Origin of the sequence: Pseudomonas sp. Marseille-Q5115, from assembly GCF_916618905.1 — a bacterium.
GTDB classification, from domain to species: Bacteria; Pseudomonadota; Gammaproteobacteria; order Pseudomonadales; family Pseudomonadaceae; genus Aquipseudomonas; species Aquipseudomonas japonica_A.
The window spans coordinates 3,189,546-3,215,321 of the sequence record NZ_CAKAKI010000001.1 but is presented as its reverse complement, the minus strand read 5'-3'; the positions used below and the strand labels follow the sequence as shown (position 1 = coordinate 3,215,321).

Annotated in this window: 14 protein-coding genes and 1 pseudogene; 12 read left to right on the top strand and 3 right to left on the bottom strand. The window is 59.3% G+C overall.

Annotated elements, in window-relative coordinates; genetic code table 11:
- Nucleotides 1–6: 6 nt before the first annotated feature.
- Nucleotides 7–1,959, bottom strand: a complete 1,953-nt coding sequence (locus tag LG385_RS14740) for a hypothetical protein (RefSeq protein WP_225774903.1) — start codon at nt 1,957–1,959, stop codon at nt 7–9.
- A gap of 31 nt (nt 1,960–1,990) precedes the next feature.
- Entirely contained in the window at nt 1,991–3,100 is a 1,110-nt protein-coding gene (locus tag LG385_RS14735) for a hypothetical protein (RefSeq protein WP_225774902.1), read from the bottom strand.
- A 224-nt stretch (nt 3,101–3,324) separates the two neighbouring features.
- On the opposite strand from LG385_RS14735, the gene LG385_RS14730 reads away from it, so the two are divergent.
- From LG385_RS14730 to LG385_RS14700, 8 genes and pseudogenes are all read left to right on the top strand, one after another.
- Nucleotides 3,325–5,184, top strand: coding sequence for a hypothetical protein (locus tag LG385_RS14730; RefSeq protein WP_225774901.1), 1,860 nt, complete (start codon nt 3,325–3,327; stop codon nt 5,182–5,184).
- A gap of 18 nt (nt 5,185–5,202) precedes the next feature.
- Nucleotides 5,203–7,821 (top strand): hypothetical protein, encoded by a 2,619-nt coding sequence (locus tag LG385_RS14725; RefSeq protein WP_225774900.1) that lies wholly within the window; start codon nt 5,203–5,205, stop codon nt 7,819–7,821.
- A 65-nt stretch (nt 7,822–7,886) separates the two neighbouring features.
- A complete protein-coding gene (locus LG385_RS14720; protein ID WP_225774899.1) occupies nt 7,887–14,633 on the top strand; it encodes an RHS repeat domain-containing protein in 6,747 nt (2,248 codons plus the stop codon).
- Entirely contained in the window at nt 14,630–16,582 is a 1,953-nt protein-coding gene (locus LG385_RS14715; protein WP_225774898.1) for a hypothetical protein, read from the top strand. Before LG385_RS14720 ends, LG385_RS14715 begins: the two co-directional genes overlap by 4 nt.
- A 129-nt stretch (nt 16,583–16,711) precedes the next feature.
- Nucleotides 16,712–17,521 (top strand): annotated as a pseudogene (locus tag LG385_RS25785) (right-handed parallel beta-helix repeat-containing protein); the annotation flags it as partial.
- 108 nt (nt 17,522–17,629) lie between these two features.
- A complete protein-coding gene (locus tag LG385_RS25780; RefSeq protein WP_413247382.1) occupies nt 17,630–18,910 on the top strand; it encodes an autotransporter outer membrane beta-barrel domain-containing protein in 1,281 nt (426 codons plus the stop codon).
- A gap of 11 nt (nt 18,911–18,921) precedes the next feature.
- A complete protein-coding gene (locus LG385_RS14705) occupies nt 18,922–20,403 on the top strand; it encodes a hypothetical protein (protein WP_225774896.1) in 1,482 nt (493 codons plus the stop codon).
- Between the two features lie 96 nt (nt 20,404–20,499).
- Complete coding sequence (locus LG385_RS14700; protein ID WP_225774895.1) at nt 20,500–20,760, top strand: hypothetical protein; 261 nt, start codon at nt 20,500–20,502, stop codon at nt 20,758–20,760.
- A gap of 3 nt (nt 20,761–20,763) precedes the next feature.
- On the opposite strand, the gene LG385_RS14695 is transcribed toward LG385_RS14700, so the two are convergent.
- Complete coding sequence (locus tag LG385_RS14695; RefSeq protein WP_225774894.1) at nt 20,764–21,249, bottom strand: N-acetylmuramoyl-L-alanine amidase; 486 nt, start codon at nt 21,247–21,249, stop codon at nt 20,764–20,766.
- A gap of 157 nt (nt 21,250–21,406) precedes the next feature.
- Here LG385_RS14695 and dnaX point away from each other — a divergent pair, with 157 nt between their 5' ends.
- The 4 genes from dnaX to recR all read left to right on the top strand — a co-directional run bounded on the left by dnaX (nt 21,407) and on the right by recR (nt 25,743).
- A complete protein-coding gene (dnaX, locus tag LG385_RS14690) occupies nt 21,407–23,455 on the top strand; it encodes a DNA polymerase III subunit gamma/tau (RefSeq protein ID WP_225774893.1) in 2,049 nt (682 codons plus the stop codon).
- 27 nt (nt 23,456–23,482) lie between these two features.
- Complete coding sequence (locus tag LG385_RS14685) at nt 23,483–23,809, top strand: YbaB/EbfC family nucleoid-associated protein (RefSeq protein ID WP_181114914.1); 327 nt, start codon at nt 23,483–23,485, stop codon at nt 23,807–23,809.
- Between the two features lie 224 nt (nt 23,810–24,033).
- A complete protein-coding gene (locus tag LG385_RS14680) occupies nt 24,034–25,065 on the top strand; it encodes an NADP-dependent oxidoreductase (RefSeq protein ID WP_225774892.1) in 1,032 nt (343 codons plus the stop codon).
- Nucleotides 25,066–25,140: 75 nt separating this feature from the next.
- Nucleotides 25,141–25,743: a recombination mediator RecR gene (gene recR, locus LG385_RS14675; protein WP_225774891.1), complete on the top strand. Its 603-nt coding sequence runs from the start codon at nt 25,141–25,143 to the stop codon at nt 25,741–25,743.
- The last annotated feature ends 33 nt before the right edge of the window (nt 25,744–25,776 follow it).

Sequence of the window (25,776 nt, the reverse complement as noted above, 5' to 3'; positions counted from 1 at the left end):
TGTGAACTAGTACTGAAGCTTGCCGCAGCGATAAGCCGAATTTTTCTGCTCGCCGTTGCCGCTCTCGGTATCACCCGTATGCCAGCGCCCGATCAGCGCTTCATTCGGGGGGCAGCGGAACTGGTGATTGTCCTCGGCTACCGGTACCCAGGCATCGCTCGGGGCTATGCTTACCGGCCTGCCGTTGTAGGTCACAGTGGCGCACCGGTAGGTGGTGACGCCGGTTTCATCGCCGTGGTGGGCGCGCCCGATCAATGCCTGATCGAAGGGGCACACGAACCACGTATTGCTGTTTTCCCGGATCCCGTCGTAGGTCTGTACAGGCCCCTTGGCAAGGTTTGGCGATGTGGAACAGGCATATTGAGTCTGGCCTGTCTCATCCGCCTGGTGGCCGCGCCCGGTCAGCACCCCAGTTGCACAAGCAAATTCATGGTCGTTTTCGATCACCCATTGCCATCCCCCCTGTACCACCGGTACCGGCGCAGGTTCCCGCTGGCCTGGCTTGCGCGACACCCTCACGGCCACGCAGCGCAACGCCTTGTTCAGAGGGCTGCCGCTCTTGCTGACCATCTCCAGGCCGTTCTCCAGCATCGAGCCAACTTCTGTCTTGAAGGCCGCTTCCAATGAAATAACGGGTGTGCCGGCATTTGCGCGAACACTCTTGAGCGTTACGTGAAAGTCCCCCGTAGTCGCGCACATGGGATCCGAGCTAAGAGTGACGGTCGTAGCCGGCGCCATGTTATCGAGCCGGAAGAGGTTGATGTTATGTTTGCCCGCTCCGGTATCACCGCTATAGAAGGGAAACGCCGACAGGTAATTCCGAAGTTCGAACTGACGTGAAATTCCGTAGTCAGGAAAATTGTATATGTATGGTTTATCGTTTGCGTCCACGTTATCGTCAATGAAAGTGATTTTTCCGGTATCGGCGTTGGGGCCGTCTGCAGTAGAGCGGGCGCCATCAGCGGAGGGATATCCCAGTACAGTTGCACATCGGAACCCAATATCGAAATTTTCGTTTTCCAGCTTGCCTGTGCGTATGCCGGTTATCACTTTTCCATCAGGGCAAGAGAAATCGTGGTCTGAATATTTACCAACTATGTCGAAGTGATCGTCTGGTTTAATCCATAAGGGGCGGCCTTCCGTGTCCAAAAGCGTGGCGCAGTTGAGGTGCACTTGGTTTGGGCCGTCAGAATGGTTATATGTTCCTGTTAAAACAGTATTGATAGGGCACTCGTTTATAGTATTTATCCAAGGCAACGGAGACGTACTCTGGGCATTGGATGGCCGCATGGATAGAGAAGCTCCGCATATATTCTGGCGGAGCATGCCTTCTGGTCGAACTACACCCCTACGGCCGCGCAGCACACCTGGGCTTGGGCACGTCTGGTCCCCCCTAGGGGGGAAATCCATGTCTTGGTCCGAGAAGGTCAAGGGAACGCTAGGTACAACGTCACCTGGCCGCCGGGAGGTAGTAATGCGCACACATGCGACCCGGTCAACGCCAGTAGAGATCTTGATGTGCTTTTCCACCAACGCCAGGCCGCCGAGAGACTCGGTTTCGCCAATAGCGGCAAGTTCGATCAGCGTCATGTATTTTACTTGCGAAGACGGCGGAGGATAAGTGGCCTCCCGAGTGGCAGCGAGCTCGATCCAGAAGTCTACCTCGCTGTTACGTGCACAGTTCCCATCGCTGCTCAGAAATATCCGCGTGGAGGAAGGAATATTCAGGAATGAAAGGGCGCGTGCTTCATTTGGCTTGATGGGCGCCCCGTTGGCACGTAAGTCGTACTCCATGGGCCGCCCCCATTGTTCCCCATCGTCAAGCACATGCTCTGTGTTGGTTGCGCTTAGTAACGTCACTGAGCCCAGGGGCGCCGCTGCCCAAATGGGTTGAGCCATAAAGCAGCACAGGCTCGCCAAGGGCATCAGAAAGGCGGCGCGGATCTGTCGAACATTCATTCGGCGACTCCTTCGGTGAATCGGTGAGGTCTCAGTACAACTCAGCACAGAATGCAAGCGAGTTACCTTGTTCATCCCCGCTGTGATATCGGCCCAAGTAGACCCCCGGTGAGCAGTCGAGCAGTGCACCCGACTCTTTTATCGGGCTTTCTGGCTTTCTGGTTTCGTTCTGTACGCGAATGGGCGTGTTGAAGGTAGGCTCTGAAAACGACTGGCACCAATAGGTGGTTTCTTCGTTCTCATCGCCACTGTGACTACGCCCTACCATGACCTCGTTGGCCTCGATTGAACATTTGAAGTCCTGGGTATTGCTCTCGTTTTCAACGGATTGCTCCACCGCCCGTCCTACATATTTCAGGGGCTTGCCATTCTGGAAATAACGTGCGCATACGTAAGCGGTGGCACCATTTTCGTCGCCCCTGTGTGCCCGGGCAACGACGGCAGAGTCAGATAGATAGAGCGAACATTCCCCCAAGGCAGCTTGAGATTCCTGATGAAAATAGTGAAATACTGCCTCTGCTTCTGCCGCCTGCCCGTTTGAACTCAGGGTTGCACAGAAAAGCTCAGCATTACTTGAAACTGAACCAAACTTACCCCCAACAGCCACCTCGCTCGATGTGCATGTTTGGGCGCCATCGCGGAAATCGACACTATCCAGCCCCGAAGTCGGATGTGCAGCGCTTCTAACCGAGGCGCGGGTGGACTTTCCCGTTGCCGCGCTCAACGCCCTGCAGGTGTATGTGGCGGTGACGGTGTCATTGTCTCTTTCATAGGTGAGCGCAGTCAGCGCTTCGCCAGCATTACACTTGAATTCACTTCCAGCCGCTACGCGTTGTTCTCTAGGAGCGGATGTGAATTCGACCATCTTTCCGTTCACAGTGAACCTGCTGCAACTTGCGACCTGTGCGTTAGAAATGTCGTTACCGCCTTGATCGCGCAAGCCTGCGCGTCCATTCAATATATAATTGGTGTGATCAGCGTCCGGGTTGCAGTCAAGTTTTATATTTGCTCCGGCGCAGGTGGGCATCCATCCCCCAGGCTCAGCCCGCGCAGCTTGCGCACTTTGGGTGCCCGCCGCCATCGCCAGAATTCCAATGCCAAGAATTAAAAAGCGGCCTAGGTATTTTTTAAAATTTTCCATGAAAATTCTCCGGCGCATGAAGTGGTGTTCACTTTCCGGTATGTAACCACCCCTGCACCCAGGTGACTACCTGGCAGATCTGTCAGGTTTGTGCGGAAGTTTTCACGCTCCAATCTAATGAAATATCGGGCGTTGAAATGAAAAACCTAGCAGTTCTGCCAGTACACCTGCTCCGCGTTGCGCGTTACAAATTACTGCAGAACTCCTCTGCGGAGATGTCCCTGATGCAGCATTATAAAACCCTCGAGCCTGGCGCTTACCCGCAAATTCCCGTCATGCGTGGGCAGGTCATTTTCGTTGACGATCTTGAAGGTGGGAACTTACTCACGTATGTCCAATATTCCGACATCAAAATCGGTGACCAGATCGTTGCGCATTGGCGAGGTCGTGACATAGCTGGACGTGCTGTCGATGAGGACGTCCTGGTGGATGTTACCGAGTTCAATTTCGAAGACGGTCGAGTGCAGGTGCAGATTGGTAATATTCACCTGGAGGCCCTGCGGGGCGGCGAAGCGTTCTACTCCTATGAAGTGCTTACCCCGACCAGTGTGCATGTTGGTGAGTCGCTGCGGCTGATCTGCTTTATTGATCGCCCTGCAGCGGTGGATATGCAACTGCCGGTAGCGCAAATTCGTGAAAGTCATGGTTTGATCATCGACCTCACGCTGATCAGCAGCGAGGCGCTGGTGTGCGCCCCGCCTTACCAGGCAATGGCGGTTGGCGATGAAGTGACTTTGACCTGGCAGGGCTACCGAAGCGCAGACGATAGCCAGCCCATTACCCCCTGGACGCAGCGCCTCACGCTCACCGTAGCCGACCTTGGTGTGCCGATGGTATGGGCACTACCGAAAAGCGAATTACGCAAAAGCGATGGTTACCACGGCGCGCTCTTCTACCGTGTGGATTACGCCGCGCCTCAAGTCGCCAGTGTGTCCATCGAGCAACAATTCATCTTCGGCTCGGTGCCTAGCTCGGCGGACTGCTGGGCGACGCAAACCGCGCTTCCTCCCTATCTTGAGGCGCCTCAGCTTCCCGATTTCCCAGGCGGGGCGCTTGATCCCGCAGGCTACCCGGCGGGGCTGCGGGTGCGCTGCCCGATTTACCGGCGAATGCTGAACGCCGATGCGGTATTCCTCCACTGGATCGGAAGCGCCAACGAGGTGATCCGCACCCTGCAGGTCGACCCCTCGGTGATGGACAGCCAGAAGCTCGAATTCCTCGTCAATCCTGCCGAGCTTGCTTCACTGGGGCTTGGTAACAGCGAAGTGTATTGGCATTTCGCCCGGCTGGGGAGCCAGCTGAAGAGTGACGTATTGCCATTGCCGGTGAGGCCGGCACTGCGCATGCCGTTTCCTCTGATCGATGGGATCAATCAGGACCCCGGTGAGGCGGACAACCAAGGCTACCTGCGCCCTGATGCTATCGCACGCAACGGGGGTGTCACGGTTCGAGTGCCGGAAGGCGCCGAATTTGGCGGCGCAACCTTACACATGCATTGGGAAGGGGATATCAACGGAGGCCAGCTGGAGCAGCATCGCCCATTGCCTGACGAGTCGCCACCCGCATTTCTTATCCCAGCTCAGTACGCCGCTCCGAATATGGGCGATAGCGAAGCGAAACGGTTCAACGTGTTTTATCGCGCGGTACTCGATGTAGGCGGGTACGTGGATTCTGAACCGTTTCGCCTGCTTATCCGCGCTCCAGACACGCAGTATCTGCCGCACCTTGCCTGCAGCGAAGCCACGTCCGATAACAGGTTGTCGCTTGGCCAAGCCAGGGCCACAGGCGTAACGCTGAGACTTGATCGATGGCTGCTGATGCAAAGGGACCAGCGGCTATGGGTAGAAGGTGTAGGCAATACACCTGCAGGGGATCAGCGCTTCTGGGCGACCGCGAACCAGGCAAGCGGCCAAACTATCACCCCCGCTGAAGTGCTTGCCGGTTACGTGAGCCTGCGTGTACCCGCCGACACCTTCAACGCTTTCACAACTAACACCTCGCTGCGCCTGACCGTGCAGCTGAGTTTTGACAATGGCACCTCACGCATTGATTTCCCCCGGTTGGATTTGCAACTCATAAATTGATTTTCGGAGGATGCTCTTATGAGCAAGCGAGAACAGCAAGATCCGGAAAAGCTCCTGGAGTGGATGAAAGCACATGATCATACCTGGGGGTGCAGCGCAGTTGTAGCCTACGACAAGTTGAAAACCAACCAGTTGTTGTTCCAAGAGTATGTCGAGCGGTTCGACGGTGACCCAATGCCAGCAACCAGCGGCCACTTCGACTCCGATCAGGATGAGTACACCTGGCTTGGCGGTGTAGAGTTTTATGCGCCGAAATTGAGCTTCGAGGACAGCGTCTGGAGTTCCAGCAGTGCAAGGCTTACCTTGAAGGCCGCGAGCGGGGTACAGGTAAACCTTGAAAGGGATACCTATAGTGAGGAACTCGATCCGAAGTCTCATTACCCCGCTGTGAAAATTCGCTATATGTCTCCATTGAATGGCCTGGATCAATATACCCGTGTTCCCTTGGATAGGTGGGTAGGGGGGGTGGAGGGAGGTAAAGTTACCATTTCGTTACAGAACACGCGTGATATTGAGGAAAGCCGCTTCACCGTCAGCCCCGCAAAGGAAGTTCAACATCGGGCTGCTGCAGCCATGGATCGAGTATTCAAGGCAATGGAGCCGGAACTTACCACCTTCGAACTCAATACGTTGAAAAGCGACCCCAATGCCTTTTTTACGCCCACCGATTTCAATATTCGCATCCATGCATTGAGCGAAACGGGCACCGGCACCTCGTCGGTGAGTGGAGACGGTGCCGTCGTGTTGTTTATCAAGGCTGACGAAGACGACACTGCAAGCTTTCCGCCCGACGCTCCCGGCGCTTATCTTCTACCTAGTGGCTACAGCGCAACCATGGCCCTGGGGCGCGCATTCATGTTGCGACGCATTCTTCAGCAAGGCCTGGCGACCTTGGCAGAGCCCGGCTACTCGATTATGCAACTTCTCGATGCCGACAACCAATTCAGTGGGATGAAATTCCGCCAAGGGCGGCTCAAGTCCGAGCGTTTCAGCATCCCGGTGGTAAAGGGTGAAGATGAGGTTATCCTCAGTGGCTCCACGCCTGCTCTGGAACTTGGTCTGAGCGCAGAGGATGACAGCTTGTCCGCGCCGCTCACGATACAATTTGCTACCAGAGAAAACAGCATATTCGCGGATTTGAAATGGTCGAACAAACAAAAGTTTTCCTGCAGCATCAACGGCATGGAAACTGACGTCGACTTCCAGTGGGCGTACGAGTGGTCGTACCAGCTTACGTTCGAAAACAATGATATCAAGTTGGTCTTGGTCGACAACCGTAGTGCGGTCAAGCCTCTGCAAAGAGCTCTCGTAGGGCTTGAAAAACACCCATTGCTGAACGAGATTGTCAACGCCATTGAAAACGAGCTCTTTATTGGAAAAGTATTACCATTGGTCGATGACGCCCTCTCTATGCCGGTAGGCTATCTGAATGCCATGCGCCTGAATCAGCTGCTGTTCCGCGGTGAGAACCCGGTAGAGCTGGAAAGTATGCACTTGCCCCGCGGAGTGGTTCTTTTTGGCCATGTTTCCCCGGCAAGAACACGATTTTATATTAATGTTTCAAACGCTTCTGGTGAATCAGTCGAGCATATTCAGGCCAAAGGGAAAGTCTCCGTCGAAATCGCGCTAACGGATATAGCGGAGTTGGCCACGGTCAGCTGGTCGGTGGAAGGGGTTCTCTACGATGAGGATGTAGGGCATTTTGATGATCCAGGCGCGATCAATACTAATTATTCTGCCCCCGAAACGCTGGTGGGCGAAAATTTCATTACAGTAAGAATAAAGGCAGAGGTGACCTTCAAGGGTGACGAGCGTGTATATGCAAGCCTCACGCTGGTCAATGTGTACAGCTCTGGCATCATGCTTGGCCCGGTGGTTCAAGTAATGGAGAAAGCAAAGTTGCGGTACCTCTCGGTAACGTCGGTCAGTGATACTGCATCGGTCGAGGGGCATATGATGGGTGATCAGGAAGTAATAGGGGAGGTGCTGAAAAGAAGCGATATAGCTGACTTTCCGTGGCAATACACCGCGCCGACGGGTAGTAAACTTTGGGATGAGGATGAGGAGGGTGTGGAAAAAAAACCGAAGGGGTTCGACCTTCGTCAGGCTAACTTTATAGATAACCTCGGCAACACCACCTATGCCTACTTTCTGGTTCGATATCTGGCGCCCAGCATAGCGCTTGTGGTCGAGAAAAAGCCCAACGTCGATGGCCTGTGTGCGCTGAGTATACGGGCCTACGCCAAAGACAATGGCGAAGAGCTGGTTTTCGACAGGTGGAAGCCACACTGGAACCACTGTTTGGGGGAGGGCAACCTGCGGGTCCTCGAAAATGGCTCGGCCGAGTACGTATATAGGGCTGACATACCGCAACAGTTCGTAGTGGTTGTGATGAAGATTCGGGACAGCGAGATACCTAAAGGCCGGGCGAAGCTCCGGCGTATTCCCGCGCGTAAAATTGGCGATGGGGCCGAGCCTGATTATTACGGCACGGTACTTATTCCACTGCCTTGGGTAGATATCCCTGAGCCAGGTACAAGTGGCAAGGATGCCCAGCCATTTTTCAAGTTAACAGATAGCCCACGAAAAATAGCGGCAAGCGGGCCACACGCCGCGCAAGGTTCAGGGGGTCGATAATGTCCATGACTTACACTGAGTTGAAAGCATACTTGAGTCTCCATGACGTCAACCTTGATTGGGGGATGCTCATGGTACTTGAACTGGACGCGTTCAATGGCCTGTTGAAGGAGGCGTTTGCCACCCGGCCACGAACTCACAAGGTCGCCAGCGAGTATTCTTCAATACTCGCTACCAGTGATAATGAAACCGTGGTTTTCCAAGGCGTGCGTTTCGGCGCGCCGTCGCTTTCGGTAGAAGCCGCAGGCCTGGGCGGCGGCGATGCGGTTTTGCGTTTTTCACTGGTGGCTGGCAGCTATCGGGTGACTGGCACGTCCAACGGGATCGAATACTTCATCGAACAAGTCCAGTTCGCTGAAGGCCAGGGCTATGATCTGGAGCTGCGTGCGTCCCTGGCCTCCCTCCGCCTGGAGGTGGACCTCCAAGGGCAGGTCCAATGGCATTGGCCGTCAACCTATAGTGTCCACACCCGACTGGGAACCGTGGAAGCTACCCGCAAAAAGATTGCCGCCGCCTTGGAAGCCCACCTGCACGGGCAAGCAGGTCCAGGTGTACTGCGTACGCATACCCTGGGATTGCCTGCGCAGGGGGTGCTGTCGCCCAGGCGATTCTACCTGGCAATCAGCCCTTCGGAGAATGGCGGGGATCGTTACGCAGTCAACCTCTTTGGTTCATCTGCGCAGCTTTCCGAAAGCGGTATTGCCATGCATAGCCCGCCGTTTCTGTTGCCCGATACCGACCCGGATGGCGCTGGCTTTTACGATGCCGCGATTTACATCGCGCCGGTGCTGGGCGAGTTGCTGCGAAACCCAGGCGAGGAACCCGCCCCCCCTTATCGGGAACACGAACTTGTGCCGCTACTGTCGGTACTAGGCGGCAAACCATGCATGAAAATCGATCACTGGTTGCGGCCAGGCGAGGCACAGAATGTGGTTGCTTTCGGGCAACCTCGATCAGCTGATGTTCCCCCGCCATCCGTATTGACACCGGTAGTAGCACCTCAATGGGCCTTGCGACGTATCGGGACGGCGACCGACCGCCTCACCGAACCTCATGCAGGGCTATTGGGGACGGATTCCGTAGCCCTGACGGCTCACGGCCTGGGCAGCGCCGTGAAATGGGCGCTATCGGCCAATGCGCCGGGGAAATTGACGGTCCAGGGGATGGCGGCGCAGTACGTGATCCCCGATGACCTCGCGCCGGGCTACTACCAGGTACGGATTACGGCCAGTGACAGTGAAGGCCGCCAAGCCTTTGCGATGATCGTGTTGACCCCAGCTGGCTATACCCTTGCGCTCACGCCTCCCGTGGCGGGTATCGAAATGGACGGCTACGCCCGGTTGACGGCCGAGCGTCCTGTCAGCGCCGCTTATGTGGTCAACGATGTAGGCAACGTGACGGTCGACGATCATTCCCTGGAGTACCAGGCGCCCGCCCAAGGCGAACACACCCAGGCGCTGGTGGTCGCAACGGGCGTCATGAGTAAAGGGTTCGCGATCGTGGATCTCACGCCGCCTGCGCTGAATACCCCTCGCTGGTCGCGCCTGCAAAAATTCACCCTCGAATGTACGCAAAATGGTCAACCCAATGATCGGTTCAGTGACCGCCAATATGCAAATGGCCGCCAACCGGTGGAAATACGCATAACCATTCAAACGGCTGGCGTGACCGACGGCTATGGCAACATCACCTATTACCCGCTCACGGAAGATGAATTGTCCTCGCTGCGGCTCAGGGTCAGAAACGGTTCGGACGTCGAGTTCCTAGACCCCGGGGAAGACGTGATAAGCGACGGGGACTCCCGGATGTTTGCCACCACTCTGGTGCGTAACCGTTACGATTTCATGAGCAGTAGCGTTTCCAGGGCGACGGGATCGGTTCCTATGAACGATCCAGAGGACGGCACTACAGTCCGGACCCTGTACTTGCTGGCTCAACTCGATCCGGCGGGCAGTGGAGTAGGCGCCGTGCAATTCGTGGCTAACTTCAAGGACTATGCTGACATATGGCACGAATCCTCTCCCGACACTGATGGCTGTGTGACGATCACCACCGTTGAACCCCCCAATGAAACAAGCGGTGTATATACATTAAGCCGGCAACGGCCCCCGGGGGCGGAATTCCCGGCCAGCTGCACGGTATACGAAGGGGATATGGAGGACCCCTTCGGGCAATGCCTCACATCGCTGGACTATTGGCAGCTCTCCTACCGGCCTCGCTCGGACGCCTTGGAAGTGCTTTTTCTAGATTGCACATTTGAGGTTGAAGAGCACCTGCGTACCGCCCAGCTTTCGCTATTGCGTTGGGAGAGCGAACTGATGGAGGAGACGTATTGCACTTATACCGGCTATACGTTCCGGCCAAGGCTTCTTCCTGGCGAAACCGATGATCAGCAGTGGAAAACGCTGACCTACGATCCCTGGCTGCATTGGTTGGCGCGGCTACGTGGCCATCCTTTGTCGCCCAGCCTCGAGCCGAACCAGGACCCCACCCCGGGCCATCTGTGGCTGGCCTTGTACAGGGTTAATAAATTCCCGTTCTGGTTCGACAACGAAGCGGAATTCGAAAGCGATCCGCACCCCTTGAAAACCTTCACCGCCCGTTTCGGCACGGTTGACTGGGACACATGGACGTCCACCCCCCGACCGCTGCGGGTGTCGCTCATTGACCAGTCCGGCAACCGTCATCGGTTGGAAATCGGGTTCCAGACCGATACCCGCAATACGCTGAAAGTCACCACACGAGGGGAAGCTTCCATGCGTCAGGCTACGACTCGACTGCATTCCAACGCATTCAATTTCCTCAGCTTCCTGGACACCGGGGTGGACCCACGCACGGGCTTGTACACGGTGGCCACAGCGCTACCAGAGCTCAAGGCCAATGCGCTTGCGGGGCCGGTGTTGCCCTTGAAGCTCTCCTACAACCCCATTGATACCCGCAATCGTGGCTTCGGCCTGGGCTGGGACTTGAGCCTTACGCGGTTCGAGCCTGACGGCAATCGCATGCTTACGCTCTATACCGGCCAGCAGTTCAAGGTCACCGGTAGCGGTGGCACGCCGGCCCTGGAAGAGCGCAAGCTGGAGACCTTCCATTTCCATGAGGATGACAGCCAACACTGGCGCGTTGTGCATCTTGATGGCCTGGTGGAATACCTTCAGCTCATGGACAGCGCCGACGGCCGGGTAGCGTTGCCGGTACGGCTGGTTGCGCCTTCGGGGCACAGCGTAAGCCTTGAGTACGAGCCGTTTCGCGGATATCCAACGCTCACCTCCGTTGCCGATGACAGCCGCGAGCTGCTGCGCATCGAGCGGTCCAACGATCTGATCAGCGTGCGGTTCTACCCAAGCGGCGATCAGGAAGTGGCGACCTTCGACCTCACCCTTGACGCTGATGAGCAAGTATCGCGCCTGGCCTTGCCTGTACCCGAGAAGGCGGCCTGGGAGTTCGCTTACGCAAGCCGCAACGGCTATCGCTACATCGAGCAGGTGACCACGCCCGCGGGAGCGCGCGAGCGTATGTCCTATGAAGATAGTGGGCACCGCTTCCCCACTACCGCGGGCAGGGCGAATCTGCCCCGGGTAACGCAGCATTTGCTGGAGCCCGGTCAGGGGCAGCCCGCGATCACTACCCGTTATAGCTACCAGATAGAGGTTGAGGGCCAGCTTCGGGATAACAATTTCCTTGGTGGTGGGCAGGGCAGTATCCCGTGGGCAGACGATGGCCTGGACAATCTGTACAAGGCCGACAAGGCCTATCAGTACGGCACCGAGCAAGCCTTGATGGTGGACGACCAGGCGGTGCGCACCACAAAGCGCGTGTTCAACGCCTTCCATCTGCTCACGCTGGAGGAAACCACGCAGAACGGCCACACCCAGCGCTCCGAAACCCAATACCACCTCGAGGAGGGCAAGGATTTCCGCGACCAACCGGCGAACTGCCAGCTGGTGAAGCAAGCCACCACGCGGTGGAGCGGCGCGGCAGGGACGCGTACGGAGCGCGTGCTGACCGATTACGACCACCACGGCAACCTGCTAGTGGAAACCGCGGCCACCGGGGTGATCACACGGCATCAGTACTATCCTGCAGAAGGCGATGGCGAGGATTGCCCCGCAGACCCACATGGGTTCACTCGCCAACGCAAGCAAACCACCGTAACACCTGCCGATGGCGGCGAAGGCAAGGCGCCGGTTAGGGTACACCGGTTCTTCTATCGGGCGCTGCCAGCGCTGGCCGATAGCGCCGAGCCCGCCTGGCCGGTGCAGGCCCGCGAGGAAAAAAGCCTTGATGGGCATGAAACCACGCCCTATCAGGTCATTGAAAACCACTGGTATCAGGATGCTCAGGAGCCACTCACGCTTGGCCGCCTGGAGAAGCAGATCGCTACCTTCCATGACTTGAAAACCACGACGGGCCTCGCCTCTGCAAGTCTGCGTGTCGACGAAGCGCCGACCACCACGACCCGCTTCGATTATGTGTTGGAGGGCAGCGCCTGGCTTCCCCAGAGCGTGCTCAAGACCACCAGTACCTTCATTGGCTTTGATAAGACCTCGCGTGCCGTGAACGAAGAGCATTCAGTGCTCACCGGCCAGGTGTTGCTCCAGCGCGACGACAACGATGTGGAGGTGCGCTACCACTACGATGCCTTGCAGCGGCTTACCGAGGAAATCCTCGCCCCTGGAACAGTGGATGAGGCGTTCCGCCGCTATCGCTACGGCTTGGCTGCGGAGGGCGAGCCGGCCTGGCAGGTTGAAGAAGATGTTCAAGGGGTTCAGTTCACCACGTACACCGACGGAATCGGGCGCGTCGTTGAAGAGCGGCGCGCCGAGCCGGGCGCCGCGCAGGCTCCCCATACCGGTCAGCGCCGCAGCGCCGATGGCCTGCAGATCTACACGGCCCGCTACAACGCCTTGGGACAGAAGGCGCAGGAAACGGTTTACGACGATTGCCAACCCGAAGACGTCGAGGATGGGTGGCAACCCTTGGCTCTGACCACTAGCTTGGAGTACGACGATTGGGGCCAGGAACGGGTACAGATCGGACCGGACAATGTTCGCCGTGTTTCCGAAGCGTGCCCGATCGGCGACGGTATCGCGCCTACCGTGAAGGAGTGGCAGGAAGTCGAGGCGGGTGAAAGGGCCAGCGCGTTGATCACGACGGTGAAAAACCTGTTCGGTGACCCCGTAAGCGTTCATCGGGAGGGAGACGACGGGGTGAACGACACAACCACCTACGGTTACGACGGGCTGGGCCGCAAGGTGAGAGAAACCACCCCGTGGGGGCGCAGCCAACGGGAAACCCTGATCGAGCTGGATGTGTACGACCGCGAAACGGCCCGGGAACTGCCCGATGGCGCGAGGGTGGAGCGGCAATATGCCGTCCATAGCGATGATGATCTGCCTGTAGAGATAGCGGTGGATGGCAAGGTGCTGGGCACCCAGACCTTCGACGGCCTGGGGCGGATGATCGCCAGCAATACCGGTGGCCGTGAGCGCACCATGATTTATGAAGCAAGCGCGACCCGGCCGCGTACGGTGATCACGCCCCGGCAGCACACCATCGAGTACGAATACCAGCTGCGGCTGGGCGAGGAGCCCATCCGGCGGCGTAGCAATACGGAGGAAATCTACCATTACGACAAACACACCGCCCGTTTGATGGCCTGTGAGAAGGATGCGGTTGAGGTGATGAACCGCACCTATTTCACCAACGGTCGGCTGAAAACCGAGCAACGCAGCCTCGATGGCACCACCTACGCCATGCAATACCGTTACAGCGTGGGTGAACGCCTGCTTCGGTACACGGATGTGGCCCAGGCTACCCAGCGCTACACCTATGACAGCGCCGGTCGTTTGAGCAAAAGTGAGGTGGGTGCCGAGTCGGGGCTGCGCTTCGAGCCCGAGCTCACCTGCACCCTCGACTATGACCTGCTGGGCCGTCCGCATACGGTGCGCACGGTGGACCATCCGAACACAGGCGCCTACCTCGCCACTTCGTTGACTTACGACAGCCTTGGCCGGGAAGTGGAGCGCCGATTCGATATCGACGGTACCGTAAGTGTGTTGTCGCAACGCTATGACAGCGCCGATTGCATCGTTCAACGCACCCTGCGCGAAGGCGATGAAACCCTGCGCGATGAGTTGTTCGAGTACGACCCCAGGGGCCACTTGACCTGGTACGAGTGCAGCGGCCCGGAATGCCCTATAGATCCGTACGGCAAGCGCATCAGCAGCCAATTGTTTGAACTGGATGCGCTGGATAACCATACCTACGTCACAACCAGCTGGAGCGACGAGGCCACTGAGCAGCTGCGCAAGTTCCATCGCCAGCTTCGCGCGGGCACGGTGCATATCTCGAACTTGCGCCGGCACGTGACCGCGTCCGGGAGCAACTTCGCGCAGTACCTGTATGAAAAGGCTGACCCTGCCCAGCTCAGCGCCATCGAGAATGATCACCAGCCTGATTATCCCGCCCGGATAGACCTGCAATACGACGCGGACGGTAACCTCGTGCTCGATGATGCTGGCCGCACCCTCGAATACGACCTGTTAGGACGGTTGGTGAACGTAGGTGGCCTGGATGGCGAACCGTCGGCCACCTACCAGTACGACCCGTCGGACATCATTTCAGGGCGCAAGGCCGAGGGCACGACCGAGCACCGCTTTTATCAGGAGGGGCAGTTGGTCACGCTGGTGGAGGGGGACAAGCACATCGGCATTGTACGAGCCGCTGACCATCTTATCGCCGAGCGCAAGAGCGAGCTCGCCCTTCGGGATTCGTCCGCAATCCAGCACGCAGCAGGAGAACAGCCATGAAAAAGTTTAGCAACCGTGCCGTCGCAGCGCCCGAAATCCCCGCAGACGCAATCGCAGACACTACCGACAATACCTTGAAGCGTACCGCGTGGGAGAGCGGCTTGACGGTGCGCCAGCCGGCGTGGGCCAACTTGCCACCGGTGGGACAAGAGCAGCCGGCACAGGCTCAGCTCTGGGTGGGCGCGAACCCCGACCCTGACAAGCTGGACGGCTGGGCTCCGGTGGGGACGCCCTATATGGTATCGGTCGAAACTGAATTCCCGCTGCAGATGGAGGTGCCGCCGGACCTACTCGCCCGCGAAGGGCCAATGGCGTTGAGGGTAGAGATCACACTCCTCGTCGGCGATATTGACTACACCGATTTCGTGAGCTTCATCACCGACCGTACCCCGCCTTACGAACAGGCGACCCCACCCCAGGCTGCCGTGACCCCATCGCCTATCACGGATGAAGCGTTGGAGGATGATATCGTAGTCACAGTGCCGTCGTATCCGGCGCGCAGAAGCGGTGACGTGTGCAGCCTGTACTGGGTTCGCTTCGGCGGATCCTGGCCGCCGCCCGGCGCAGAGCCGATTCTTGCCGGCCAACCCGTCCCGGAAACCGGCGATATCACCTTCACGGTGCCAGCCGCGAGCATCGTCGATGCGGGTTCCGGCTCATATGTCGTGTCTTATGTGCTTGCCGACAAAGCCGGCAATTTCAGCGGCTTTGCTCAGCCCCGGCAGGTCAGTGTAGCCCTGGGCGAACTTGCTACTGGCCTCTCTGCGCCCAGGGTACCCCTTGCGCAGGAATCCGATGACGATGTATTGGTCATCGCTGATGCGATCAAGGGCGTTGTCGTCGAAATTCCCCCTTTCCAAAATGCGGCCCAAGGCGATGCCATCACGTTGCACTGGGGTCAGGAGGTGTATGAATTTGTACCATCGGATTGGCCGTTCCCTGGTGGCCCGCTGGAGGTACACGTTCCCAACCCTGTGCTTCAGAGGGAATATGGTGAGGCTACCGGCGACGTGGACACGGAGGTGGCGTATGAAGTAGTGCGCGGTGGGTTGATCATGGGGTCTCGGCAGAGCACCACCATCAAAGTCAATTTCCACGTGGAAGGCCCGACAGATCCCGTCGAGGGGTGGCCGGATCCAATCAACGAGGCCCTCGAACTGCCAGTGCTCATACCAAACAGTGGGGGGCCGAACAACGCTTTGATTCCTGCCGACTTCGGCATGGACGCAATAGTCTTGGTAGAACGTGTTGAAGGCATGAGCGAAGGGCAGAGCTTAAGGTTGTATCTGGATGATCAGTTCCTTGCGGAGGGGGAAGTTCCAGAGGCGCCATCCGAAGGTGATACCGTACCTCAGTTGATTGAAATAACAGTGCCCTGGGCCGCCATCCAAACCCGTAACAACGGTACGTGGTCGCTCTATTATCATCTTGTTACGCCTTTATCGGGTAACTATTGGCAAAGCCGGAGCCAGCAAGTGACCATTGCCGCGCTGCCTTTGCCAGAGTTGATTTTCCCTCATGTAAACACGGCTGGGTTCCTTACTTGCACTGCATTACGCCCCGCTGAGGGAGAGGATGAAAACGGCGATCCTTTAACTGGCATGGTGATTCACGTGGAAGTGCCGGACCTGTCGTATTACTTGAAGGCTGGAGACACCTTGACACTGTCCTGGGCTCCCTCTTCGCTAGCCGACGCGCCTATAACGCGAGGGCAGTACTCACGTACAGTGCAAGTGGGCACAACCTATCCCGCCACGGGGTTCATATGGGAGATTCCGTATGATCCCTACCTGCTGTGCATTTATGAAGATGTGCCGCTTGCCGATGGGCATATTGGGAGAGGCCGGGTCCAGGCTACCTTCGACGCCATGTTTTCCGGATGGACCACCCCGGACAAGAAACAAGATGTTGGGATGTATACGGCCGACTCGTCGTGTAGGGTCGACTGAACAGCGGGCCGCAGGGCCGCCTGGAAGATTAGGACTATTCTGAATTCGTATTCTGATACTCGTCGTTACACTCGCGGCCCGGCCATGCTTGGGCCGTGATCATGTCTTCATGCCAGTAGCGAGGGAAAAATGCATCAGTCGAATAGTGTACTTGCGCTTTCTATTGAACGTGCGTTGAAAAGGAATATTTACCATGCAGTTGCAACGCTTGTTTTTTTTCCGTTGTCGGCCCATGCCGTAGTCATCAGTACGGACACGGAAATAACTGGTGATACGGGCCAATACTATGATGTTCGAAATGGCGCCACCCTTACTGCCAAAAATGCTTCAATCCTGACAGTCAGCGCAATGCCGGGTGGTCGTTTACTATTCGATGGTGTAGTCATTACAAAAACCGCAGTACCGGATAGTTCTAACCATAAAGCCGCTTTCACAGGTAGCGGTGTACTCAGCAATAGCCAGGTGACCAACCTCGATACAAGGCCAGGTAACAGCTACGCAGTGCACCTCGGCCCCGGGGGGGAGCTGCAAATCATTAATTCCGTCATCAGCGGCGTCGGCGGCGGTGTACAAGTGAGCCAGGGCTCGCTTGAGATGAGCAACAGCACTGTGACTGGAGAAACGTCTGCGGGCATGGAGCTGTGGTCCGCAAACGCCACGGTGAGCCAAAGCACCATCACCGGGGAGAGTGGCGTCATGCTTGGTGAATTTATCCCAGGCATGGGATCTTCGGCACTCACCCTGATCGGGAGTCAGGTCGTCGGAACCAGCAAAGCGGCGATCGAAGTAGGTTTCGAGGCCTATTACCCAGTCGAAGCGGACATCCTGTTGCAAGATGGCACCACCCTGACGGGCAACGGCGGCGTGGCGGTCCATGTGAACGATGGTTCCAACGGGCATGTGACCGCAGACAACAGCGCCATCGTGGGCGACTACGTAGTCGACAACGGCGGCACCGGGGACCTGCTGTTGCGCAACGGCGCCAGCTGGACCGGCCGCCTCGAGAACCTCAACAGCCTTGCCGTAGACAGCAATGCACAGTGGAACATGGTCGAAAGCGCCAGCCTCGCGGCCCTGAGCATGAACGGCGGGACCGTGAAACTGGGCGAAGGCAGTGACTTCTTTACCCTGCAGGTGGGCGAACTTTCCGGGGCTGGCAACTTTGCCCTGCATACCGACTTCTCCACAGACACCTCCGATCTGCTGCAAATCACCGGTAGTTCAGCCGGGGACCACACCTTGCAAATCGCCGCCAGCGGCCAGGACGCGGCCACCGGCAATGATATCCAGGTGGTTGAAACGGCCGATGGTGTTGCCCGGTTCTCGCTGCTCAACGGGCGCGTGGACGTAGGTGCCTACCAGTACGACCTGGTGCAGAACGGCAATGACTGGTACCTCACCCCCACTGACGAGATCACGCCGGGTACGGCCTCGGTGCTGGCGCTGTTCAACGCTACGCCCACTGTGTGGTATGGCGAAATGAGCACCTTGCGCAGCCGCATGGGTGAGTTGCGCTTGACGGAAGGCAAATCCGGCGGTTGGCTGCGCTCCTACGGCAACAAGTTCAACGTGGCCACGGGTAATGGTGTGGGTTACAGCCAGTATCAGCATGGTCTTTCCCTGGGGGCCGACGCTGCCGCCCCTTGGGGGGACGGGCAGTGGTTGGTAGGCGTGATGGCAGGCTACAGCGAATCCAACCTGGACCTCACCCGCGGCACCACCGGTGAGGTGAACAGCTACTACGCGGGCCTGTACACCACGTGGTTCGACAAGGCAAGCGGCTACTACTTCGACGGCACGATCAAGGCGAACCGCTTCCGCAACAAGGCCGACGTGACCCTGAGCGACGAGTCTCGCGCCAAGGGGAACTACGACACTGTCGGCGCCGGTGTCAGCGCCGAGTTCGGGCGCCATATCGAATTGGACGATGGTTACTTCCTGGAACCCTACACCCAATGGACCGCCCTGGCGGTACAAGGCCGCGACTACGACCTGAACAATGGCATGCAGGCAGATGGCGACCGCGCGCGCTCGCTGCTGGGCAAGGCAGGTGTGACAGCCGGCCGGACCTTCGATCTGTCGAGCGGCCAGAAAGTACAGCCCTACGTACGTGCGACGGTGGCCAGAGAGTTCGCTCGCAATAATGCCGTATCGGTGAACGGTAACCGGTTCGACAACGACCTGGCGGGTTCTCGCGGCGAATTGGGCGCCGGCATCGCGGTCTCGGTCGCTGATCGTCTGCAATTGCACGCCGACTTTGATTACAGCCACGGCGAGGCCATCGAGCAGCCCTGGGGTGTCAATGTCGGGCTGCGTTATCACTGGTAAAAGGAGGTGGTATGAGGGGTGAAGCGTTGGATGACGATGTAATCGACGAAGAGCTGCTGATAGAAGCGGCGCTTCCCCCGGTACCAGGCGACCCCCGGGCGCACCTCCTGCCGACCGCAGCACGCTCTGCCCCCGTGCGAGTTCAGGTTGTTCCATGGCTGAACTCGCGCCCTACGCCGGAGCATCCGGAGACACTCTGGATATACCGAGGGAGTGAAGAGCTGGGCCACAAGCAGTGGATAGCGCCTATCCCCGACGACGACCTGTTCGTCGACGTGGATATGAGCCACTGGGAAGAAGGCGAACATGCACTGGACTACCGTGTTCAGCTTGCCAATGGCGAATACGGTCGGTCGCGGAAAATATCGCTGTGGATCGACCTTACTGCACCGGCCGGGGGACAGTCGCTCGTCTTCCCTGACGACCTTGCCCCGACAGGCACCGTTACTGCCCATTACCTCGAAACCCATGGGGACCAAATAGAAGTAGAGGTGCTCTCGCTCAGCGACTTGAGGCCAGGTGACACGCTGCAGTTTTATTGGAGCGAGAGCCTGGCCAAGGCGTTGCCCACTGATGAAAACTGGGTGGGCGACTGGGTGTTGTCGCAGGAAGACCTTCAAGCGCCCAAGGTGACCTATGCGTACCAGGGGCAGGTGTTGCGCGATCGGGGTGACGGTACGCGTTACGCTTATTATCGGGCGGTAGACCGTGCGGGCAACGAAGGCAGCCCATCGTGGCCTTCTTCGATCACCGTTGCCGCCGCTCCGGTTCCCCGTGACCTGCCGCCACCGTCGGTAACGCAAGGAACCGGCACGCCCCCTCGGCAAAGCCTCGACCCGTCTCGGGCGTTGCAAGGTGTCACGGTCGAAGTACCGCCCGACGCGGTGATATATGAGGATGAAGCCATCGTGCTGCAGTGGGGCGAGGCCGATCAGGCCGGAGGCTGGACGTCCGCTCGGCTTGCCGCAGCGCACCGTCCCTGGGTATTTACCGTCCCTCCCACCGCCATCGGCGCGCACCTGAGCCGCACGCTGGCGGTCGGTTATACGGTGTACGCCCACAGCGGGGCCGAACCTTCGGCAGTGACTACGCTGGCGGTTTCGGCCATGCGCGCAGATCAGTTCCCCATGGTGCGATGCCGGGAAGCGGAAGGCTTCACCTACCTTAGCCTTGCGCGGATACCGGCTAACGGCGCAACTTTGATTCTTGAGAAATGGGCGTTGATCAGTACCGATCAGCGCGTGAAGTTGACCCTTTACGGAACCCTGCAAAGCGGCGGCGTGTACGAGAAGGTCGTGGTGGACCGGCGTGCGGTGACCCAGGCTGAGCTGGCCACCGGGATTACCCAGGTCGTACCCAAAGCCGATATCGCGCTCTTTCTGCGTAATAATCCGCTTCGGCTGCGTGCCTATGTGAGCTGGGACCGTGGCGCCACCTGGCCACCGGCCGGCGTGCCCAATTTCCCGGTTCGACAGTTGAACCTTGTCGACTGACCAACGCGCCAGCCGATAGCTCGCATTTACAAGGCACCCTCGCTACTTCATATTTCACCGGAAGTGATTAATGAATTTGTTACGGAGTAGCCGCACGTGGAACAGTCGCTTAGCCAGCCCTTGGATACGGTGTATATCCTGCGTATCGACGGCACCCGCTTCGGCCCCTTCGAAACGCGGCTGGAAGCCAACAAGGCGCTGATCTGGGAAGAAACCCTCAACGCCGGCGCTGGCGATACCCTCGAGCATCACCAGCCCGACGGTGAAGTTGCCAGCTATCTGATCAGCAACACGCACTTCCAGCCGAAGATGAAAGGCATAGAAGCACACTATACGGTGCGCTTGCGGCCTGAATGAGGGTCAGCACGGCAGCGGATGGGCTGCCAGCCACTGCGCCACGTCGAAGCATGGGCAGGCCTTGCTGAATTCGTTCGGGGTTATTCGGCCATTGCCGTCCAGGTCCGGTGAGAAGTCCCGGTGCCCGCGGACCGTCGCCCCGGGATAGCGGCCTTTGAGTTCGGCCAGCAAGCGGTGAAGGCTGGCGAATTGCGCCGGGGTGAAGTTGTTTTCCGGCTTGCCCGCCGCATCCAGGCCGCCCACCAGGCAGATGCCCACCGATGCCTGGTTGAAGCCTTTCACGTGGGAACCCACGGTGCTTTCATCACGGCCCCGGTCCACGCTGCCATCCCGGCAGATCACGTAGTGATAGCCGATATCGGCCCAGCCTTGGGACAGGTGCCAGGCGCGGATGTCCGAAGCGCGCACCATCGCGGCCGCGCGGGTGGCGGAACAGTGCACTACCAGCCAGTCTGTGCGCGAGCGTTGCTTGAGGGAAATGGTGGTCATGGGCTGCGTCCTTTGCAGTGAAAACGGGCGCACAGCAAAGCGTGGCGGGGCGTGAACGCCAACCAGGAAAGGCTACCGGCTACGCCGGGGCGGATGCTTTTTCCCGCCCGCTCGGCTACGATTGGCGGTCCAAAGCTTCAGGTCGTGACGGTTTTCCATGAGTTATCAGGTTCTTGCACGTAAATGGCGGCCGCGTTCGTTCCGCGAAATGGTCGGGCAGGGCCATGTGCTCAAGGCCCTGATCAACGCGCTGGACAACCAGCGGCTGCACCACGCCTACCTGTTTACCGGGACGCGTGGCGTGGGCAAAACCACCATCGCGCGCATCATCGCCAAGTGCGTGAACTGCGAAACCGGCATCACCTCCACGCCCTGCGGCACCTGCTCGGTGTGCAGGGAAGTGGACGAAGGGCGCTTCGTCGATTTGATCGAGATCGACGCCGCCAGCCGCACCAAGGTCGAAGACACCCGCGAACTGCTGGACAACGTGCAGTACGCACCCAGCCGTGGCCGCTTCAAGGTGTATTTGATCGACGAAGTGCACATGCTCTCGTCGCACTCGTTCAATGCCTTGCTCAAAACGCTTGAAGAACCGCCGCCCTACGTCAAGTTCATCCTCGCCACCACAGACCCGCAGAAGCTGCCGGCGACCATTCTGTCCCGCTGCCTGCAGTTCTCGCTGAAGAACATGACCCCCGAGCGGGTGGTCGAGCACCTGGCCCACGTGCTGGGCGCGGAGAACATCCCGTTCGAAGACGATGCGCTGTGGTTGCTGGGCCGCGCTGCCGATGGCTCCATGCGCGACGCCATGAGCCTCACCGACCAGGCCATTGCCTTCGGCGAGGGCAAGGTGCAGGCCGCGGACGTACGCGCAATGCTGGGCACCCTCGACCACGGGCAGGTATTCGGCGTATTACAGGCGTTGCTGGACGGTAATGCCAAGGCGTTGCTAGAAGCGATCGGCCACCTGGCAGAGCAGGGGCCGGACTGGGCCGGTGTGCTGGCCGAAATCCTCAACGTCTTGCACCGTATCGCTATCGCCCAGGCGCTGCCGGAGGCCGTGGACAACGGCCAGGGTGATCGCGAGCAGGTGTTGGCACTGGCACAGGCGCTGCCGGCCGAAGACGTGCAGTTTTACTACCAGATGGGCTTGATCGGGCGCCGAGACCTGCCGCTGGCACCCGAGCCACGCGGCGGCTTCGAAATGGTACTGCTGCGCATGCTGGCGTTCCGGCCAGCAGGCGAGCAGGCGCCGCCAGCGCAGCTAAAGCCGGCGGGGATCAGCCAGGCCACGGCTGATTCCCCTGAGGCGGTGGCCCCGGTCGCGTCGCCTGTAACAGCACCTGCGCAGCCCGAGCCGATAAAACCCAAGCCAACGCCCGAACCCCGGCTCATGACAGCGCCAGCGGCGCCAGCCATCGCCTCCGACGACCCGAGCCTGCCCTGGAACGAGCCCGCCGCCAGCGATGCCGAAGTGCCCATGCTGGCACCGGCACCCGCGCCCGAGGCTATCCTGGACACCCGCGCCGAACCGCCGGAACTGCCGCCCATGCCCGTGCCAACCCCGGCGAGTGTGGTGCTCCCGGCGCCTGAAAAGGACGCCGAACTGGACGACAACGCGGGCGCGCCTATCGAATACCAGCCCGCCGGCATGCTGCGCGACGACGAGCCGCCGGCCGACGATGACTATTACCCGGGCGATGCCGACCCTGCCAGCTATGGTTACCTGGACGACCTGGCCAGCCACGCCGCCGAGCCGGTAACCCCGCCCGAGCCGGCCCTTGCCGCCGCGCCCGCTAGCGGCCTGGCGCTGCAGTGGCTGGAGCTGTTCCCGAAGCTGCCGGTATCGGGCCTTACCGGTAGCATTGCCGCCAACTGCAGCCTGGTCGCCGTGGATGGCGATACCTGGCTGCTGCACCTGGACCCGGCCCAGGGCGCGCTGTTCAACGCCACTCAACAACGGCGCCTGAACGACGCCTTGAACCAGCACCTGGGCCGCACGCTCACAGTGAAGATAGAACTGGTGCGGCCGCAACAGGAAACCCCCGCCCAGGCCGCTGCCCGTCGGCGCGCCGAGCGCCAGCACGAGGCCGAGGAGGCAATCGCCGCCGACCCGTTCATCCGCCAGCTGATGGAACGGTTTGGCGCCACCGTGCGCAACGATACCATTGAACCCCTGGACGCCCTGGCCAACCAGGGCGAATGAAACCGAACGAGAGTGGAGAACCGTCCCATGATGAAAGGTGGCATGGCAGGCCTGATGAAGCAGGCCCAGCAGATGCAGGAAAAAATGGCCAAGATGCAGGAAGAACTGGCCAATGCCGAAGTCACCGGCCAATCGGGCGCAGGCCTGGTGAGCGTGGTGATGACCGGCCGTCATGACGTCAAGCGCATCACCCTTGACGACAGCCTGATGCAGGAAGAGAAGGAAGTGCTGGAAGACCTGATCGCCGCCGCCGTGAACGACGCCGTGCGCAAGATCGAACAGAACAGCCAGGACAAGATGTCGGGGATGACGGCGGGGATGCAGTTGCCCCCTGGCTTCAAAATGCCTTTCTAAATGTATCTGCGCATCGGTGATGCTGCGTTGAAAACAGGCTGGATCGCCAGCCCGGTCGGAATTCTCATTTACAACCAGTAAACTGGGTCGCCAGCCCGGTCCGTTCCTCGCCTGTTTTCGCCTTGCCTGACCTTCGCTCGAAGACATTTTCCTTGGTTCTAATATAGCGAACGCCCTCTGGCCAGCGCGGTCTTCCTTCAACCCCCATTGAAGGAGCCGCGCTTATGGCCGCCGACGCCATCCAGAATCACCGTTTCGTCCTCGCCTCCCGGCCGAAGGGCAAACCTGTAGCTGGAAACTTCCGTAGCGAAACCCAAACCCTGCCTCCTTTGGAGGACGGTCAGGTGCTGCTGCGCACGCTCTGGCTATCGCTGGACCCTTACATGCGTGGCCGTATGAGCGACGCGCCGTCTTATGCACCACCGGTGGAAATCGGCGAGGTGATGACCGGCGGGGCTGTGAGCCGGGTTGAAGTATCGCGCCACCCGAAATTCCAGGAAGGCGACCTTGTGGTCGGTATCACGGGCTGGCAAACCCACTCCATTTCCGACGGTACCGGGTTGCTGCCATTGCCGGCTGGCATTCCCCAGCCTTCGATGGCGCTGGGTGTGCTAGGAATGCCGGGCATGACCGCGTTCATGGGCCTGACCCACATCGGTCAGCCCAAGGAAGGTGAAACCCTGGTGGTGGCCGCCGCTTCCGGCGCGGTGGGCTCGGTGGTGGGGCAGGTGGCCAAGCTCAAGGGCTTGAAGGTGGTGGGCGTGGCCGGTGGCCCGGACAAATGCCGCTATGTGGTGGATGAGCTGGGCTTTGATGCCTGTATCGACCACCGCAGCGACAGCTTCGCCCAAGACCTGGCGGTAGCCTGCGACAAGGGCATTGATGTGTACTTCGAGAACGTGGGCGGCAAGGTGTTCGAGGCGGTGTTGCCGTTGCTCAATGCTCACGCGCGCATCCCGTTGTGCGGCCTGATCGCCCACTACAACGCGGACGAATTGCCCGAGGGCAAGGACCGCTTCAGCCTGTTGCCGCGGGTATTGCTCACCAAGCGAGTACGCATGCAGGGCTTTATCGTGATGGATGATTTCAAGGACCGCCAGGCCGAGTTCTTCTCGGCCATGGTGCCGTGGGTCCGTGACGGCAAGATCAAGTTCCGCGAGGACGTGGTCGAGGGCCTGGAGAAAGCCCCGGAGGCATTCTTCGGCCTGCTGGAAGGCAAGAACTTCGGCAAGCTGGTAGTCAAGGTGAGTGATTGATCGGGGAACGTTGACCCGTTGCAGGGGCGCGGGTATAACCCGCGTCTCCGCCGTTTTTTGTCAGGTTGTTTCTGAATGAGCTTCAGCCCACTGATCCGTCAACTGATCGATGCCTTTCGCATTTTGCCCGGCGTCGGTCAGAAAACCGCCCAGCGCATGGCGCTGCAATTGCTGGAGCGCGACCGTACGGGCGGTGCCCGGCTGTCCCAGGCGCTGGCCCGGGCCATGGACGGGGTAGGGCACTGCCAACGGTGCCGTACCCTTACCGAGGAGCAACTGTGCCCGCAGTGCGCCGACCCACGCCGGGATGACGCCCTGCTGTGCGTGGTCGAAGGGCCAATGGACGTGTACGCGGTAGAGCAGACGGGCTATAGAGGCCGCTATTTCGTGCTCAAGGGCCACCTGTCACCGCTCGATGGCCTGGGCCCGGAGTCCATCGGCATTCCGGAGCTGATCCAACGTGTGGAAGCGGAAACGAGCCTGGCCGAAGTGATCCTGGCCACCAACCCCACCGTTGAAGGCGAAGCCACCGCCCACTACATCGCGCAACTGCTCAGCGAAAAAGGCCTGGTGGTGTCCCGCATCGCCCACGGTGTGCCCCTGGGCGGCGAGCTGGAAATGGTCGACGGCGGCACCTTGGCTCACTCCCTTGCGGGGCGCAAGCCGATGGCGCTCTGATGGCCGAATCCTGGATTCCTTAAAGCCCGTGTA